Origin of the sequence: Sphingomonas sp. S6 (assembly GCF_043498045.1) — a bacterium.
GTDB lineage: Bacteria > Pseudomonadota > Alphaproteobacteria > Sphingomonadales > Sphingomonadaceae > Sphingomonas.
The window spans coordinates 46,387-60,689 of the sequence record NZ_JBIEOE010000010.1 but is presented as its reverse complement, the minus strand read 5'-3'; the positions used below and the strand labels follow the sequence as shown (position 1 = coordinate 60,689).

The following is a 14,303-nucleotide window of genomic DNA, read 5'->3' as shown; positions in this document are numbered from 1 at the left end:
GGAGGGCACCGACCGCGTGACGGCTCCGCTTCTGCCGCCTCCTGCCCAGTATCTGCGTGATGACGCGATCAGGGGAGGAATGGATCTGATGTTCTTTGCCCACAGATCCCATCTGGCGCATGCCGACGCCGAGCTGGCAACGCGTACCCTCGGACGGGCGCATCACCGCGCCCTGTACTTCCTCGGCAGGTACCCGGAAATCTCAGTCAGCGAACTACTGGACGTTCTCTGCGTCACAAAGCAATCGCTCGGCAGGGTAATGCGGGATTTGATAGACCGCGGGCTAGTCTGCGGACGTGTCGGGGAGCGCGATCGACGGCAGAAGCTGCTGTCGCTCACCGACGAGGGACGTGCGCTCGAGCACGCGCTGTTCGAGGAGCTCAGGCGTAACATGGCGAACGCGTATCAGGCGGCAGGAGAGACAGCCGTCACGGGCTACTGGATCGTAATGCAGCATCTCATGCGCGGTGAAGCACGGGACCAGTTCCGCAGGCTGCACTCCCGTCAATAATCGCCATAAACAGGTACCGGACCAGGTCTAAAGGGGGCTTCATCGACCTGGCCCGGTGGGTATCACCTATCCTGCAAGCCCGGAGGGAGTAAGCGACTTGCCGGTGGTGAGCTCGTTTTCCAGCACCGGGACCGCGGTGCCGGCGACCTGCTGCAGCGCCGGGTCGGTCCCGTCCTGCGCGTAACCCTTGTGCACGGCCCAGGCGGCCTGCTGAACCTGCGCGGACTGCGTCAGATACAGATTGTCAAAGGCGCTCTTGGGCGCCTTCTGGAGCAGCTTGAGGAGGGCAGCGCGGTCGGCGGACAGGCTCGAGGACGGCGCCTTGATCGTGCGCTGATCATTCTTCAGCGCCGCCAGCAGCGCCTTGTGGCTGCTCTGCGTTTCCGCCAGCACGCGCTTTGCATAGGCCTTGACGTCGTCTCTCTGCGCGCGCGTCGCGGCAAGCTGCGCGGCCTTGATCTGGTAAAGGTTCGCATCGGCCGCAGCGAGCACGTAATTGGGTCCGCTCTGGCTCGCGATCGGCGAGACGCCGACGTCAGCGCTGGTCATTGTTCCCGAAGTGGCGGGCGAAACGGCCTGCGCCAGCACTGGTACCGGCGCCAGGGTGAGCAGCGCAGCGACAATCGCAATCTTCATCGAGGTTCTCCGTTGGTGTTGTCAGGCATTGACCGAAATCAACGGGTCGAACGATAAGGAAACGGAACGGTTCCCTTTCTTGCGACGCACCTCGGCGCTCTGCTGGAGAGGTGGCCGCTCGGACGTCTGGAGGTACGCGGCGATGATGAACATGGCGGCTCTTGAAGCCGTTCCAATGCCGGTTAAGTCGAAATCTGAAGCGGCAGACCGAATTGCGAGGTTTTCCTTGCGCAAAAGCGACGTCTCCCGCGCCTCGATCGTGTTCGCTCTGCTCTGCGTTGCCATCCTCACTGGCTGCGACCGAACTCCTCGCGAGGCGCCTCCGCGAGCGAAGGACACGATCAGCGTACCGCCGCAGACCTCCACCATCGACGTGCCGATCGTCGCGGACCTGGGCAAGCTGGCGGCAACTCTCGAAAAGGCGGTTCCGCGTCGCCTTTGGTCAATCGACAAGCCGGAGCAGACCTGCGTCCCGCCGAAGAAGGTCAAGATCCTCTTTGCGAGAATTAAGACGCCCGCGATCCGGTGCCGCATCACGGGCACCGTAGTCCGAGGGCCGTTGGTGCTGGAGGGCTCGGGCAAAACGATCACCGTCACCATGCCGCTTCACGCCGCGATCAGCGCCCGGGACGTGGGAGGCGTGCTCAGCCGGGAAACAGCCGAGGCGGACGCCCGCGTTCGGGCAGTAGCCAGGCTCGACATCGCCGGCGACTGGTCGCCGCGCGCAACGGTATCGATCGCCTACGACTGGACCGACGAGCCGCACGTCGACTTCCTGGGCCAGCGTATCGAGTTCACCAGCAAGGCCGACGCCAAGCTCGCCGGCGTCGTCGCGCGCCTGGAGCACACTCTGCCGCAGGAGCTCGGCAGATTGCAGCTGCGCGAGCAGATCGCGCAGGTGTGGGGCGCGGCGTTCACCTCCGTCCAGCTGAACCGGGCGAACCCGCCGGTGTGGATGCGGATCACTCCCCGACAGTTGAGCTACGGAGGCTACACTATTTCGCGCAATCGGGTGAACCTGGCGCTGGGGCTGACGGCGGGGACGGAGACCTTTGTCGGCGATCGGCCGCCTGATCCGCAGCGCCAGCCGCTCCCCGCCATGACGCGCATGCAGCCTGGACCCGGCCGCATCCTGTTCGCCATACCCGTCATCGCCGACTATCGTCAGCTGGAGCCGGTGCTCGCAAAGGCATTGGTGAAGCGTTCCCGCCGCCCCTTCGAGGTGCCCGGTGTCGGTGCGGTGCGCGCGCAGTTTTACCAGGTGACCATCTACGGCACGACGGGCGGCAAGATCGCGGTCGGGCTCCGCTTCAGTGCGGCAGCCGAAGGCGGGGAGCCTTCGCGGGGCACGATCTGGCTTACCGCCACGCCGCGCAACGCCGTCAATGATCGCCGTGTCGCGTTTGACGATCTCACCGTCGCAGGTGTGACCGACTCGGTCCGAACAAGCCTGCTTCTGAAGCTCGTCAACGCCCCCGGCATCTCCAGCACCGTGTCCGCCGCGCTGACGCAGAACTTCGAAAAGGATTTCGACGAGCTGCTCGCCAAGATCACCCGTGCGATCGACGAGAAGCGGATCGGCGACCTGATCGTGCGCGCCCACATCACGGACGTGCGCACGGGCCAGCTGAAGGCGGCGGGGCAAGGCGTGTACCTTCCCGTATGGGGGCGCGGCACGGCCACGATCCGCCTTGCTCCACGATAGAGGACGCCCGACCTCACGACGGCAACCGGCACGGACCGGCGCATTGCCCTTGCATCGGCCTGGCGGCATGTCTCCATCCCATGAGAACTCGTATAAAGATTTGCTGCATCGCCTCGCCGGATGAAGCGCGGATCGCGATCGCCGCGGGGGCGGATGCGCTGGGGCTGGTAGCACGCATGCCCTCTGGTCCCGGTCCGATCTCCGACAGGGCGATCGCAGAGGTGACGGCGCTCGTGCCACCGCCGGTGGCCACCTTCCTGCTGACATCCGAGACGACCGCCGACGCCATCTCCGCCCATGTCCGCGCGACCGCTCCGTCGGCGGTCCAGATCGTGTCGCACATCGATCCCGCGGAGTCGGGCAAGCTGGCAGCGCTGGAGCCGCACGTCCGCCGGATACAGGTCATCCACGTCGAAGGGCCGGAAGCGCTACAGCTGATCCCGGCCTATGAGCCTTGCGTTCATGCCTTCCTGCTCGACTCCGGCAGGCCCAACGCCCCGGTCGCTGAGCTGGGCGGAACCGGCCGCGCGCATGACTGGGCGGTCAGCGCCGCTTTCGTCCGTGCGACCGAGAAGCCGGTGTTTCTTGCCGGGGGCCTGACCGCCGCTAACGTGGCGGAAGCGATCGGGCAGGTTCGCCCCTATGGTGTCGACCTGTGCTCCGGCGTCCGGACGGGTGGTCAGCTCGACCCGCAGAAGCTGTTCGCCTTCGTCACCGCGGTCCAGCAGATCGACCGGGAAATGGCGCGGGCGATGTGACGGCACTGGCACCGGCGTGAACGCCTTCCTCCGCCGGAGTCCTGTGCAGTTAAGGTTAGCTGTGACGGCCTGCAATGATGATCGGTTCGACGCGAGATAAAGGGCGCACTCTGGCGCATAGTCTGTGAGACCGTCGAGGTGCTTGGGCGCACGTTATTCGAGAACCAGCGTACGATCTTTGAGACGGACGCGAGACGGTCATCAGTCAGCGCACGCTTTGTGAGACCTTCAAATCGGCACCGGCGACGCGCATCCGTCGCTGGACTGTGCGCATGTTACGATCGTGAGAGCCCCATTGATGTGACGCCGAGTTAGCGGCTATCGCCTTCGGACCCACTGAATTGGTGTTCATTGGACCGCTTAATCACAGCATGTAGCCGATATCCGAAGCCCCGGACGGATAAGCGAACATGGTCGATTTCAGATCGTCGGCCGTCAGACCATGCCGGATCGCGAGCGCGAACAGATTGATGACCTCGTCCACATGCGGTCCGACCAGGTGAGCCCCGAGCACCCGGTCGTCGCCTTCATCGACCATCACCTTGAACCCATAAACCGGTTCGGCCGCTTGCCGCGCGGAGTACCAGTTGGGGACCAGATTGCTTTTCACGCGGAAGCGCAGGCCCCGCTCGCGCGCTTCGGCTTCGCTGAGCCCGACCGAAGCGATGGGAGGAAGCGTGAAGGCGACGCTGGGGATACCCCGATAGTCCGGGCGGAGGTGGTTGCCTTCGAGCATGTTGCCGGCGACGACCTTGCCGTCATGGCTCGATACCGGCGTCAGCGGAGGCCCCATCTGGGCCGCGTCGCCGGCAGCATACACCGCCGGGTTGGAGACGCTTTGCAGATGCTCGTTGAGCGTGAGGCGGCCCCGCTCGTGTGCGATCCCCGCCGCATCGAGGTCGAGTGCTTCGAGCGCCGGGCGTCGCCCGGCAGCATGGACGATCAGATCGGCCGCGAAGCTCTTGCTCACCCCGCCCGTGGAGGCGCGAACCGAGAAGCCGTCGCCTGTCTTGTCGATCGCCTCGACCTCCGTATCGAGCTGCACGTCGATCCCCGCATCGCGCAGGCGGGGCATCAGCCAGCCGACCAGATCGGGGTCGAAGCCGGTCAACATGCGCGGCCCGCGTTGGAGGATGGTCACTTGCGCCCCGGCGTTCGCCGCGATTGTAGAGAACTCCGCCGCGATGTATCCACCCCCGACGATCACGATGCGCCGGGGCAGGCTCTCAATCGCCAGGAACGCCTTATTGTCGATGACGTGCTCTTCGCCGGGCAAGCCGAGCGGGACCGGTTCGGCACCGCTGGCAACAAGGAAATGGCCGCCAACCAGCGTCTTTCCCTCCACGACGAGGCTGTTCGCGCCGGTGAAGCGAGCCGGGCCGTGGTAGGTATCCACCCCGGCCTCATGGTAGCTTCGTTCATGTTTCCCCGGCACCGGATCAGTGAAGGTGCGCTTGAACGCCATCAACTCGCGCCAGTCGATGCAGTCCTTTCCCACCACGCCGTTGCTCCGCATCCGGCGCGCGTCGTCGATCACAGCGGCCCCGTGGCGTAGCATCTTTTTCGGATCGCAGCCGCGCAGGGCGCAGGTGCCGCCATAGGGTCGGCAGTCGATCACGGCGACGCTCTTGCCGGCCTTGCGAACGCGCATGGCCGCTACCCGCGCGGCAGTTCCCGCGCCGATGACGACCAGATCATAGGTGTCGGGCACGAGCTTCTCCTTGGCGTGGTTCAGGTTCCCCGGCTGGCGTGCCGTCAGGCGCAGCAGCTCGCCGTTGATCCCGACGCGCGCGCTTCCTGTATCGGGGGACAGGGCACGTCACCGAAGGAGCAATAAACGCAACAGTCCCCGGCGTTGGGGCGAAGCACCGCGGCGCAGCCTTTGCAGTCGTAGAAGAACTGGCACGCATCGGTCGGCATGGTGTCGGTCGATTGGTGGCCGCACTTGGGGCAGGTCAACGTGGAGGTGAGCAGCATTACAACACCCAATTCATGAGGATAGGCTCGATCGAGCCCCAGATAGCGGCCAGGCCGACCAGCACAGTTGCCGCAATCAGGAGGCCGACGATCCGGCGCGACCTGACATCAACCGCACAGGCGTCCCCCGGCGCACAGGCCGTCTCGCGCTTGCGCCACCACATGGCCCAAGCGACCACGAGCGCGACCGCGCTCAGCACCAGAAGCGGCGCGCGAATGCTCGCCAGCCCTACGAAGCTGCCGGCGAGCCCAGCACCCACGCCGAGCGAGGCGAGCGCGAGTGGCAGAACGCAGCAGGCCGCGGCGGCCGTGACCGCGCCCAGGCCCAACGCAGCCGCTATTGATGCGACACCCCGGACGGGCGGCCCACCCGGTGTTGAGGGTTGCCTTGCGACGGTATCCGTCATTATCTGTTCCTCGATGGGATCGGATTGCTGAACCGCCGCCCCGGAGGCGAAACAAGATCGAGAATCGACACCCCGATCATCAACACCAGCCCCGCATACAGCACCCATTCCGCCCGAACGCCGCGAAGCGACATCAGCAGGGCGGCGATGAGAACAAGCACAGGTCCAGTGACGCCTAACGCTAGGCGCAGCCAGGTCTTGTGACGAAGGCCGGTGCGGAGGTTCGCCGCCAATACGATGAGCGCGGAGAGCGGCAGAACGTATCGGATAAAGGGGCCTTCATACTGGCTCAGAAAACTCAGGCCGATCCCGGCACCGAGACTGCCAAGGGCGGGAAAGCACGCCGCACAGCCGAACGAGGCGATGATCGCGCCGATCACACCCGTTTTATCGGCCGTTCGCGTTAGGGAGTCCTCAGTAGGCACAGCCGTTCCTTTCACCCGCTCCGCCGCAGCGACTCACCGCGCTCGCCTTGGCTCCTCGACAGGATCATAGTCGAAACCTTATATGCACCCTCCAGCAACTGTAGGGTCAAGGGCCGTGGCTCTGAAAATCGGCGACCTCGCCAAGGCGACCGGCACAAAGGTGCAGACGATCCGCTATTATGAGGAGATCGGCTTGCTGCCCGCGCCGGCGCGCACCGAAGGCAACTACCGGACCTATGCTTCGGCGACCCTTCGCCGGCTGTCATTCATTCGCCGCTCGCGCGGCCTTGGTTTCAGTCTCGACCAAGTGCGAGAGCTGCTGGGCTTGGCCGACCATAGCGATTGGTCCTGTGCCGCGGTCGAGACGATCGCGCGCGAGCACAGGGCGGCGATCGAGCGCAAGATCGCCGACTTGGCAGCCCTGGATGGCGAGCTGGCGCGTATCATCGACCGATGCGGACACGGCACCGTTGCCGAGTGCGGCATCCTTGAAGCCCTGTCTCCTGCCTAAGACGGCAGTGCATTACCGCTTCTCCCAACAGCGCGCGCGGCTCGCAAGAAATACGTCCGGTTTCCTTGTGGTCGCAATCGGCCACCCGATCGCGGCCGTTCAGAACGAGAAAAGCCGTTGCGGAAACCAGCGTCAGAATGCAGGGTGGTAGCTGTCTTTCCTTGCGGGTGAACCGGCCTTCTCATGCTGATCGGATACGTCCGCGTCTCGAAAGCCGACGGCAGCCAGACGCTGGAGCCGCAGCGCGACGCGCTGCTCGCGGGCGGCGTCGACCCGAGCCGCATCTACGAGGACCTCGCATCGGGTCGGCACGATGCTCGGCCTGGCCTGACCGCGTGCCTGAAGGCGCTCCAGCCCGGCAACACGTTGGTGATCTGGAAGCTCGACCGGCTCGGCCGTGATCTCCGTCACCTCGTCATCACCGCAGAGGATCTGCGCTCGCGCGGGATCGGGCTGAAGGTGCTGACGGGTGCCGGCGCGCAGATCGACACGACGACCGCCAATGGCCGGCTCGCGTTCGGCATCTTCGCCGCATTTGCCGAGTTCGAGCGCGAGCTGATCACCGAGCGTACGCGCGCCGGGCTCGCTGCAGCGCGCGCCAGGGGCCGGTTGGGCGGGCGCCCGCGCAAGATGGACCGCTCGACGCTGCAAATGGCAATGGCGGCGATGAGCGACCGGAAGGCGGTCGCGGCTGAGGTGGCCAAGCGGCTCGGCATCACGACCACGACGCTCTACCACTACATCAACGGCGACGGCACGCCCAAGGCCCCCGGCCAGGCGCTCCTCGACGGGAAGGCGATGCCCAAACCTCCCACCCGGGCTCGCGAAGAGCGACAAGCGGCGTGACCGTCTGGCGAGCGCCCGTTCCAGCCGAGGCGCTCGCGACCCTGAAACGACGCCTCGCGGCGCTGCCGCCCCGGCACCCCGACCGCAAGGAGATGATGGCGTCGACCTGCCGGCTCTACGCCGTGTCGCGCGCCACCCTGTACCGTGCGCTACGCGGCGAGCACCGTCCCCGCGACGCGCACCGCTCCGATCGCGGGCACGCGCGCGTCATGGGCGACGGCGAGATCGAACACTGGTGCGAGATCGTCGCTGCGGTGAAGAAGAGCACCACCAACAGGAAGGGCCGCCACCTCTCGACCGCGCGGGCGCTCAGGCTGGTCGAGGAGCATGGGGTCCACACGCCCGATGGCCATCGCAAGCTCGCGCCCGGGTTGCTCACCATCTCGACCCTCAACCGACATATGCGCCGGCTCGGGTATGACCACGCGCGCCTGACACGAGAGCCCGCGGCCGTCCGTTTCCAGGCGGAGCACGCCAACGACCTGTGGCACTTCGACCTGAGCCCGTCCGACCTGAAGCAACTCGCGGTTCCCCCGCCCTGGGTCGACCTGGAACGGGGCGGCGCGCCCACGCTGATGCTGTTCTCGGTCGTCGATGACCGGTCGGGGCTCGCCTACCTCGAATACCACTGCGTATATGGTGAGGATGTCGAGGCGGCGCTCGGTTTCCTGTTCCGCGCCATGTCGGCCAAGCCGGACGGCACGACCAACCCGCTCCAGGGTATCCCCAAGCAACTCCACCTCGACAACGGCCCCGTCGCGAAGTCAGCCGTGTTCAAGCGGGTAATGGAGAGCCTGGACGTGATCGTCACTCCGCACATGCCGGCCGGATCGGACGGTGCGCGCACGACCGCACGCGCCAAGGGCAAGGTCGAGCGGCCGTTCCGGACGGTGAAGGAGGCGCACGAGACACTCTACCATCATCACCAGCCCGACACCGAAGCCGAGGCGAACGCTTGGCTGACCCGGTTCGTCGATCGCGAAAATGCGCGCGATCACCGGCACGAGGCTCACTCGCGCGTCGATGACTGGCTTGAGCGCCAGCCCGAGGGCGGGGTCCGCGCGATGTGCGCGTGGGAGCGGTTCTGCTCGTTCGCGCGCGAGCCCGAGCGGCGCATGGTCGGGCTGGACGCGCGGGTGTCGGTCGCGGGGGTCACCTACGAGCTCGACCCCGAGCTTGCCGGCGAGGCGGTCGTGCTGTGGTGGGGGTTGTTCGACGCCGAGCTGTTCGCCGAGCATGGCGACGAGCGCTACGGTCCGTTCGATCCCGTGGGCGGCCCCGTACCGCTCCATCGCTACCGCAAGCACCGCAAGAGCAGGCGCGATGTCCGCCAGGACCGCGTCGCCGAACTCGCGACCCGCATTTCCATCCCGCGCTCCGCGCTGTCGGGTGAGCCCGACCTGATCGCGCGCGAGCCGCACCGCGCCATGCTCGCCACCCGCCCATTCGACGGTCCCGACCGGTTCGAGGAGTTGGCGTTCGCCACGCCGCTGAAGGCGCGCGCGGCGATCGCGGAAGAGCTGCGCGTGCCGCTCGGCAAGCTCAGCGCGGACGACCTCCAATTCATCGCCGACCTGCTCGCCCGCACGCTGGTCCGCGCGGAGGTGATGGTCGCCATCCGCGAACGGTTCCCGCCCGGCCGCGCCCATGCGGGATGAGGAGCCTGCCCCATGCTGACCGAAGTCATGCACCACTACCGGCTTGCCCGACCGCCAGTCGATGTTGGGTTCTACGAGACTGAGCACCACAAGCAAATCGTTCACGACCTGCGTACGACGATCATGGCGGGCCGGCTGATCGCGCTCACGGCCGTGATCGGGTCGGGCAAGTCGCTGCTGGTGCGCAGGTTGCGCGAGGCGCTGGAGCGCGAGAACCGCGTTATCGTGTCGCGCGCGCTCAGCCTGGAGAAGGCCAAGATCACGGTGCCGCTGCTCGTGTCGGCGCTGTTCTACGACCTCAGCCCGGACAAGCTACCCACCATCTCGCGCCAAGCCGAGCGCCGCGAGCGCGACCTCCAGGAGCTGTTCCGCAAGGCTAAGAAGCCGGTCGCGCTCTTCGTCGACGACGCGCACGACCTCCACGCCAACACACTGAAGGCGCTCAAGCGTCTGGTCGAGCTGGTTCAGGAGGGTGGCGGGCAACTCTCGGTCGTCATGCTGGGCTACCCGCGTCTGAAGAACGACCTGCGTCGCCCCACCATGGAGGAGGTGGGTGACCGCACGACGCTGTTCGAGTTCGGAGGGCTGCGCGACCGGCAGCGCGACTTCATCGACTGGGTGCTCCGGGCTTCGCTGGAAGAGGGCGTCGAGCCCGAGGAGGTCATCACCGACGACGCGGCGACGCTGCTCGCCGCGCGGCTGAAGACGCCGCTCCAGCTCAGCCGCTACCTCGTCCGCGCGTTCGAGGCGGGGTTCGGGATCGGCGCCAAGCCGATCGACGGCACCATCGTTGACGGCGTGCTGTCGCGCCGCCTCGACGACATAGAGCCAGAGCTGAACCGGCACGGCTACGACGTGAAGGCGCTGTGCGACCAGTTCGACGCCAAGCCCGCCGAGATCAGGAAGCTCATGCGCGGCGAGCTGGAGGGTACACGGGCGACCGAACTAACGGACGAGATGCGCATCGCGGGACTGCCAATATGAACGTCTCACGTAGCGTGCGTCGCGTGGCCTGCGTCTCGCGTCCGTTTCACCCGAGGTGCGCCCGTTCTCAACTATAGTGCGCTAGAGCACGGCTTCGGTCTCACGGAGCGTGCGCCAGAATAGACCTATAATCTCGCGCCGGGCCGACCATCATTGCAGGCCGCTACAGCTATGTGAAGCAATATCTGATCGAGCCAAACCTGAACGCGCTCGTTAGCTATGGGCTGTCGGTGACGGAGTTGGCGGACGCGATGGAGCGGGCCAATCTCTCTGCCGGCTCCAATTACGTCCGCCGTGCCGGCGAGAGCTTCCTTGTCCGCGCCGATGCTCGCCTCAAATCGATCGATGACATTCAGGAAGCCGTCGTGGCAACCCGGAACGGCGTTCCCATCCGCGTCAAGGACGTGGGCCAGGTCGTGATCGGCGGTGCGGTCCGCACCGGATCCGGCAGTCGCATGGGATCGGAAGCGGTCATCTCGACCGTGCTGATGCTGGTGGGCGACAACAGCCGCATCGTCGCGACCGATGCCGCCGAGAAGCTGACGCAGATCAACAAGGCGCTGCCGCCCGACGTGTTCGCCGAGCCGGTCTACAACCGGTCCAAGCTGGTCAACGCGACGATCGCGACGGTCGAAAAGAACCTCACAGAAGGCGCGCTGCTCGTCATCGTCGTGCTGTTCCTGCTGCTCGGCAACATCCGCGCCGCGCTCATCACCGCTGCGGTCATCCCGATCACTATGCTGATGACGGCCGCCGGCATGAACGGGCTGGGCGTATCGGGCAACCTGATGAGCCTTGGAGCGCTCGACTTCGGGCTGATCGTCGACGGCGCCGTCATCATCGTCGAGAATGCGCTTCGCCGCCTCGCCGAGCGCCAGGAGCATGAAGGCCGGCTTCTCACCCGCGACGAGCGGATGGAGGAAACGACACTCGCGGCCAAGGAGATGGTGCGGCCGACCGTTTATGGTCAGCTCATCATCTTCCTCGTCTTCGTGCCGCTGCTCACCTTCCAGGGCGTTGAGGGCAAGACGTTCGCGCCGATGGCGATCACGTTGATGGTGGCGCTCGCCTCCGCTTTCGTCCTGTCGCTGACCTTCGTTCCCGCGATGATCGCGATCGTCGTCAAGGGCCGGGTCAGCGAGACGGAAGTGAAGCCGATCCGCTGGTTCAAGGAACGCTACGCCCCCGTGCTGGGCAGGGGCGTAGCTCGGCCGATGCCCTTCATTCTGGGCGGTGTCGGCGTGTTCGTCGCGGCAGTGCTGAGCTTTGGCTTGCTCGGCGAGGAGTTCATGCCGCAGCTCGACGAGAAGGACATAACCGTCACCAACTTCCGCGTGCCATCGGCGTCGATCGATCAGTCGACACAGATGCAGCTTCAGATCGAGAATGCATTGAAGACGCTGCCGGAGGTGGCGCTGGTCTTCTCTAAGAACGGCAACGCCGATCTCGGCACCGATCCGATGCCGCCCAATGCGTCGGATACCTATGTGATTCCAAAGCCAGAGGACGAGTGGCCGGCGGAGGTTAAGAGCAAGGAGGACATCCTTCGCCGCATCGAGGAGCGGATGAAACCGCTGATCGGCAACCGAACAGAGATTCAGCAACCGATCCAGATGCGCTTCAACGAGCTGATCGCCGGCGTTCGCGCCGACGTCGCGATCAAACTCTACGGCGATGACCTCGACGCGATGAGCGAACAGGCGCGGCGCATCGCTTCCGTCATGCGCACCATCCCGGGCGCTGGTGACGTGAGTGCCGAACAGACGTCCGGCGCGCCGACCTTCGACGTGCAGATCGATCGGCAAGCGGCGGGCCGTTATGGCCTGTCGGTTGAGGAGGTGGCGAACACGGTCTCGGCTGCGCTTGGCGGGCGCGAGGCCGGGTTGTTGTTCGAGGGAGACCGGCGGTTCGACGTCGTGGTCCGCCTCCCCGATGCGCAACGGGATGACCTTGAGACACTGGGGTCGATCCCGGTGATGCTGCCCACTGCCGAGGGTCAGGTGGCGCGCTCGATCCCGCTCAGCCAGGTCGCCCGGTTCAACTACACGCAGGGGTTGAACCAGGTTAGTCGCGAGAATGGCAAGCGGATGGTGGTCGTGCAGATCAACGTCCGCGGGCGCGATCTTGGCGGGTTCGTCGACGAAGCACAGGCGAGGATCGGCCAGATGCAGCTTCCCGCCGGCATGTATACTGAGTGGGGCGGCACCTTCGAGAGCCTGCAATCGGCTCGGTTGCGCCTGCTGATCGTCGTGCCGATCTGCTTTATCGCGATCTATGCCCTGCTCTACATGGCGCTCGGCAGCTTCGTGTCGGCGGCGATCGTGTTCTCGGCGGTGCCGATGGCGCTCGCAGGGGGCGTGTTTGCGCTGCTGCTGCGCGGTATCCCCTTCTCGATCACCGCAGCGGTCGGGTTCATAGCCCTATCGGGCGTTGCCGTCCTCAACGGCCTCGTGATGATGAGTGCGATCGGAAAGTATCGCGAAGACGGTGCGGCCGACGACGATGCGATCGTGGGCGGCGCAATGGAGCGCGTCCGTCCGGTGCTGATGACCGCGCTGGTCGCGTCTCTTGGCTTCGTGCCGATGGCGCTTGCGACCGGCACAGGAGCAGAAGTGCAACGCCCACTCGCAACGGTCGTCATCGGGGGGCTTATAACATCGACAATCCTGACCCTTCTTGTCCTGCCAGCCATCACAGCGTTGTCCATGCGATTGAGAGGCTCAAAGGCACAAGGTTCGACTGTCGGCACCACAAAGGCCCAGATTTGAGTCTACATGCGCACGTTCTGGTATCGTTGACCGGCATCAAGTTCAGTGTCGGTTCAAGTAGAAGCCCTAATATCAAATACGCCGTCGTTCGATCCTATCGTCCGATGGTAGGAGAGTAGACATGCGTAAGACATTTTGGATTGCAGCGGGGCTGCTGGCTTCGTTGGTCCCTGGTACTGCGATGGCGCAGCACCATGGTGGCCGTCATTCCACAGGTCATGGTAGCTACGGCGGACATGGACGTGTGGTCGTGTCAAATCACGGCTATGGCTATGCGCAGCCCTATTATGGTGGCGGCTATTATGCCGACTCTCCGCGATACCAGTCTCGCCACTACGTGCGCGATCGGCACTATGATCGTCATTCCCGTCCGAGGCATTACCGCCGCCATCATTGACGGCGGTAAGGCTTCGGGCCGCTACTTGCGGGTTTCGCGCCGGGCAAGCCACGCCCGCATCTCGGCGATCTCGCGCCGCTGCGTCGCCACTACTTCGGCTGCAAGCCGGCGAACAGCGGGATCGCGCCCGTACCTCAATTCTATCTCGGCCATCGCGATCGCGCCTTCATGATGGGGGATCATCGCGCGCATGAAGTCGGCGTCGGCATCACCAGTGAAGGCCACGTCCATAGCGCCATGCATCTTGGCGTTCGCGGCCCGGTAGGCTCTGGTTGCGGGCGTGTCGGCCCGCTTTCCCGCATCAGCTCCCCGGGTCACGCTCGTACCGTGTTGAGCGTGCTGTGCGCTCGCAGCAGGTGGCGTCAGTCCAGCGGCCGTTGCGACCATCAGCGCGAGCGTGCCGTTAATTCCGATCATCACGTTCCTTCTCCAGTGTAGCATCATGTCCGCGCTGGCGTCCGGCTCTGGCCGGAGGTTGCCGGCGCGCAGCCGCATCGAGCTCGGCCACGGCCTGGGCCGCGGCCTCGCAGTCGCTGCCGGTTTCCTGGCCCCGCTCGCAGCGGGTGACAACCAGCCTCGCCTCTTCCGCGTGGAAACGGAAATAGCCAGCATCCCGTGGTTTAATCAGTCCGCATCCAGTCAGAGCGATGGTCGCGACAGCGGCAATGAGCGCGCGTTCCTTGAGGTTTGTCATTCTGTTCACCCGCTCGTTGTTCATGG

Annotated in this window: 15 protein-coding genes and 1 pseudogene; 8 read left to right on the top strand and 8 right to left on the bottom strand. The window is 65.4% G+C overall.

From position 1 onward, the window contains the following. Nucleotides 1-79 precede the first annotated feature (79 nt). Nucleotides 80-511 (top strand): MarR family winged helix-turn-helix transcriptional regulator, encoded by a 432-nt coding sequence (locus ACGVWT_RS14470; RefSeq protein ID WP_096362248.1) that lies wholly within the window; start codon nt 80-82, stop codon nt 509-511. Between the two features lie 66 nt (nt 512-577). Here the strand turns inward: ACGVWT_RS14470 and ACGVWT_RS14465 are convergent, their stop codons facing one another. Both ACGVWT_RS14465 and ACGVWT_RS14460 read right to left on the bottom strand, forming a co-directional pair. Beyond that, nucleotides 578-1,147, bottom strand: a complete 570-nt coding sequence (locus ACGVWT_RS14465; protein WP_066516399.1) for a DUF4142 domain-containing protein — start codon at nt 1,145-1,147, stop codon at nt 578-580. A gap of 21 nt (nt 1,148-1,168) precedes the next feature. Then, nucleotides 1,169-1,300 carry a hypothetical protein gene (locus ACGVWT_RS14460; protein WP_255210224.1) on the bottom strand — a complete coding sequence of 44 codons (132 nt, stop codon included), beginning with the start codon at nt 1,298-1,300 and terminating at the stop codon, nt 1,169-1,171. On the opposite strand from ACGVWT_RS14460, the gene ACGVWT_RS14455 reads away from it, so the two are divergent. Together ACGVWT_RS14455 and ACGVWT_RS14450 are read left to right on the top strand one after the other, a co-directional pair. Continuing rightward, nucleotides 1,290-2,852: a DUF4403 family protein gene (locus ACGVWT_RS14455; RefSeq protein WP_231923442.1), complete on the top strand. Its 1,563-nt coding sequence runs from the start codon at nt 1,290-1,292 to the stop codon at nt 2,850-2,852. The genes ACGVWT_RS14460 and ACGVWT_RS14455 overlap by 11 nt on opposite strands. A gap of 80 nt (nt 2,853-2,932) precedes the next feature. Continuing rightward, a complete protein-coding gene (locus ACGVWT_RS14450) occupies nt 2,933-3,610 on the top strand; it encodes a phosphoribosylanthranilate isomerase (protein ID WP_083949045.1) in 678 nt (225 codons plus the stop codon). Nucleotides 3,611-3,974: 364 nt separating this feature from the next. Here the strand turns inward: ACGVWT_RS14450 and ACGVWT_RS14445 are convergent, their stop codons facing one another. The 4 genes from ACGVWT_RS14445 to merC are packed head-to-tail and all read right to left on the bottom strand — an operon-like array spanning nt 3,975 to nt 6,419. Beyond that, a complete protein-coding gene (locus tag ACGVWT_RS14445; protein WP_394426942.1) occupies nt 3,975-5,321 on the bottom strand; it encodes a dihydrolipoyl dehydrogenase family protein in 1,347 nt (448 codons plus the stop codon). A 44-nt stretch (nt 5,322-5,365) separates the two neighbouring features. Beyond that, nucleotides 5,366-5,587, bottom strand: a complete 222-nt coding sequence (locus ACGVWT_RS14440) for a GDCCVxC domain-containing (seleno)protein (RefSeq protein ID WP_082450164.1) — start codon at nt 5,585-5,587, stop codon at nt 5,366-5,368. After that, nucleotides 5,587-5,994: a mercuric transporter MerT family protein gene (locus ACGVWT_RS14435; protein ID WP_158005333.1), complete on the bottom strand. Its 408-nt coding sequence runs from the start codon at nt 5,992-5,994 to the stop codon at nt 5,587-5,589. Before ACGVWT_RS14435 ends, ACGVWT_RS14440 begins: the two co-directional genes overlap by 1 nt. After that, the gene (gene merC / locus ACGVWT_RS14430; protein WP_133177339.1) at nt 5,994-6,419 is read right to left on the bottom strand and encodes an organomercurial transporter MerC; all 426 of its coding nucleotides are present in this window, start codon (nt 6,417-6,419) and stop codon (nt 5,994-5,996) included. The genes ACGVWT_RS14435 and merC overlap by 1 nt, the downstream gene beginning before the upstream one ends. A 115-nt stretch (nt 6,420-6,534) precedes the next feature. Between merC and ACGVWT_RS14425 the strand changes: the two genes are divergently transcribed. From ACGVWT_RS14425 to ACGVWT_RS14405, 5 genes and pseudogenes are all read left to right on the top strand, one after another. Beyond that, nucleotides 6,535-6,930, top strand: a complete 396-nt coding sequence (locus ACGVWT_RS14425) for a helix-turn-helix domain-containing protein (RefSeq protein ID WP_007406344.1) — start codon at nt 6,535-6,537, stop codon at nt 6,928-6,930. Nucleotides 6,931-7,113: 183 nt separating this feature from the next. Further along, on the top strand, nt 7,114-7,776 hold the full coding sequence (locus ACGVWT_RS14420) for a recombinase family protein (RefSeq protein ID WP_007406363.1): 663 nt from the start codon (nt 7,114-7,116) through the stop codon (nt 7,774-7,776). Then, a complete protein-coding gene (locus ACGVWT_RS14415) occupies nt 7,773-9,434 on the top strand; it encodes an IS481 family transposase (protein ID WP_007406365.1) in 1,662 nt (553 codons plus the stop codon). The genes ACGVWT_RS14420 and ACGVWT_RS14415 overlap by 4 nt, the downstream gene beginning before the upstream one ends. Nucleotides 9,435-9,446: 12 nt before the next feature. Then, a complete protein-coding gene (locus ACGVWT_RS14410; protein WP_007406337.1) occupies nt 9,447-10,418 on the top strand; it encodes an ExeA family protein in 972 nt (323 codons plus the stop codon). 170 nt (nt 10,419-10,588) lie between these two features. After that, nucleotides 10,589-13,186: pseudogene (locus ACGVWT_RS14405) on the top strand (efflux RND transporter permease subunit); the annotation flags it as partial. A 418-nt stretch (nt 13,187-13,604) separates the two neighbouring features. On the opposite strand, the gene ACGVWT_RS14400 reads toward ACGVWT_RS14405, so the two are convergent. Together ACGVWT_RS14400 and ACGVWT_RS14395 are read right to left on the bottom strand one after the other, a co-directional pair. Then, nucleotides 13,605-14,000 (bottom strand): DUF305 domain-containing protein, encoded by a 396-nt coding sequence (locus ACGVWT_RS14400; protein WP_050794225.1) that lies wholly within the window; start codon nt 13,998-14,000, stop codon nt 13,605-13,607. Beyond that, nucleotides 13,987-14,301 (bottom strand): hypothetical protein, encoded by a 315-nt coding sequence (locus ACGVWT_RS14395; RefSeq protein ID WP_206379108.1) that lies wholly within the window; start codon nt 14,299-14,301, stop codon nt 13,987-13,989. Before ACGVWT_RS14395 ends, ACGVWT_RS14400 begins: the two co-directional genes overlap by 14 nt. Nucleotides 14,302-14,303 lie beyond the last annotated feature (2 nt).

Excerpts from the sequence above, each read along its gene's own strand:
- ACGVWT_RS14395 (WP_206379108.1), bottom strand. The coding sequence starts at position 14,301 with ATGAACAACGAGCGGGTGAACAGAATGACAAACCTCAAGGAACGCGCG.
- ACGVWT_RS14400 (WP_050794225.1), bottom strand. The coding sequence starts at position 14,000 with ATGATCGGAATTAACGGCACGCTCGCGCTGATGGTCGCAACGGCCGCT.
- ACGVWT_RS14420 (WP_007406363.1), top strand. The coding sequence starts at position 7,114 with ATGCTGATCGGATACGTCCGCGTCTCGAAAGCCGACGGCAGCCAGACG.
- ACGVWT_RS14410 (WP_007406337.1), top strand. The coding sequence starts at position 9,447 with ATGCTGACCGAAGTCATGCACCACTACCGGCTTGCCCGACCGCCAGTC.
- ACGVWT_RS14470 (WP_096362248.1), top strand. The coding sequence starts at position 80 with ATGGATCTGATGTTCTTTGCCCACAGATCCCATCTGGCGCATGCCGAC.
- ACGVWT_RS14435 (WP_158005333.1), bottom strand. The coding sequence starts at position 5,994 with ATGACGGATACCGTCGCAAGGCAACCCTCAACACCGGGTGGGCCGCCC.
- ACGVWT_RS14455 (WP_231923442.1), top strand. The coding sequence starts at position 1,290 with ATGATGAACATGGCGGCTCTTGAAGCCGTTCCAATGCCGGTTAAGTCG.
- ACGVWT_RS14450 (WP_083949045.1), top strand. The coding sequence starts at position 2,933 with ATGAGAACTCGTATAAAGATTTGCTGCATCGCCTCGCCGGATGAAGCG.
- ACGVWT_RS14440 (WP_082450164.1), bottom strand. The coding sequence starts at position 5,587 with ATGCTGCTCACCTCCACGTTGACCTGCCCCAAGTGCGGCCACCAATCG.
- ACGVWT_RS14460 (WP_255210224.1), bottom strand. The coding sequence starts at position 1,300 with ATGTTCATCATCGCCGCGTACCTCCAGACGTCCGAGCGGCCACCTCTC.
- ACGVWT_RS14465 (WP_066516399.1), bottom strand. The coding sequence starts at position 1,147 with ATGAAGATTGCGATTGTCGCTGCGCTGCTCACCCTGGCGCCGGTACCA.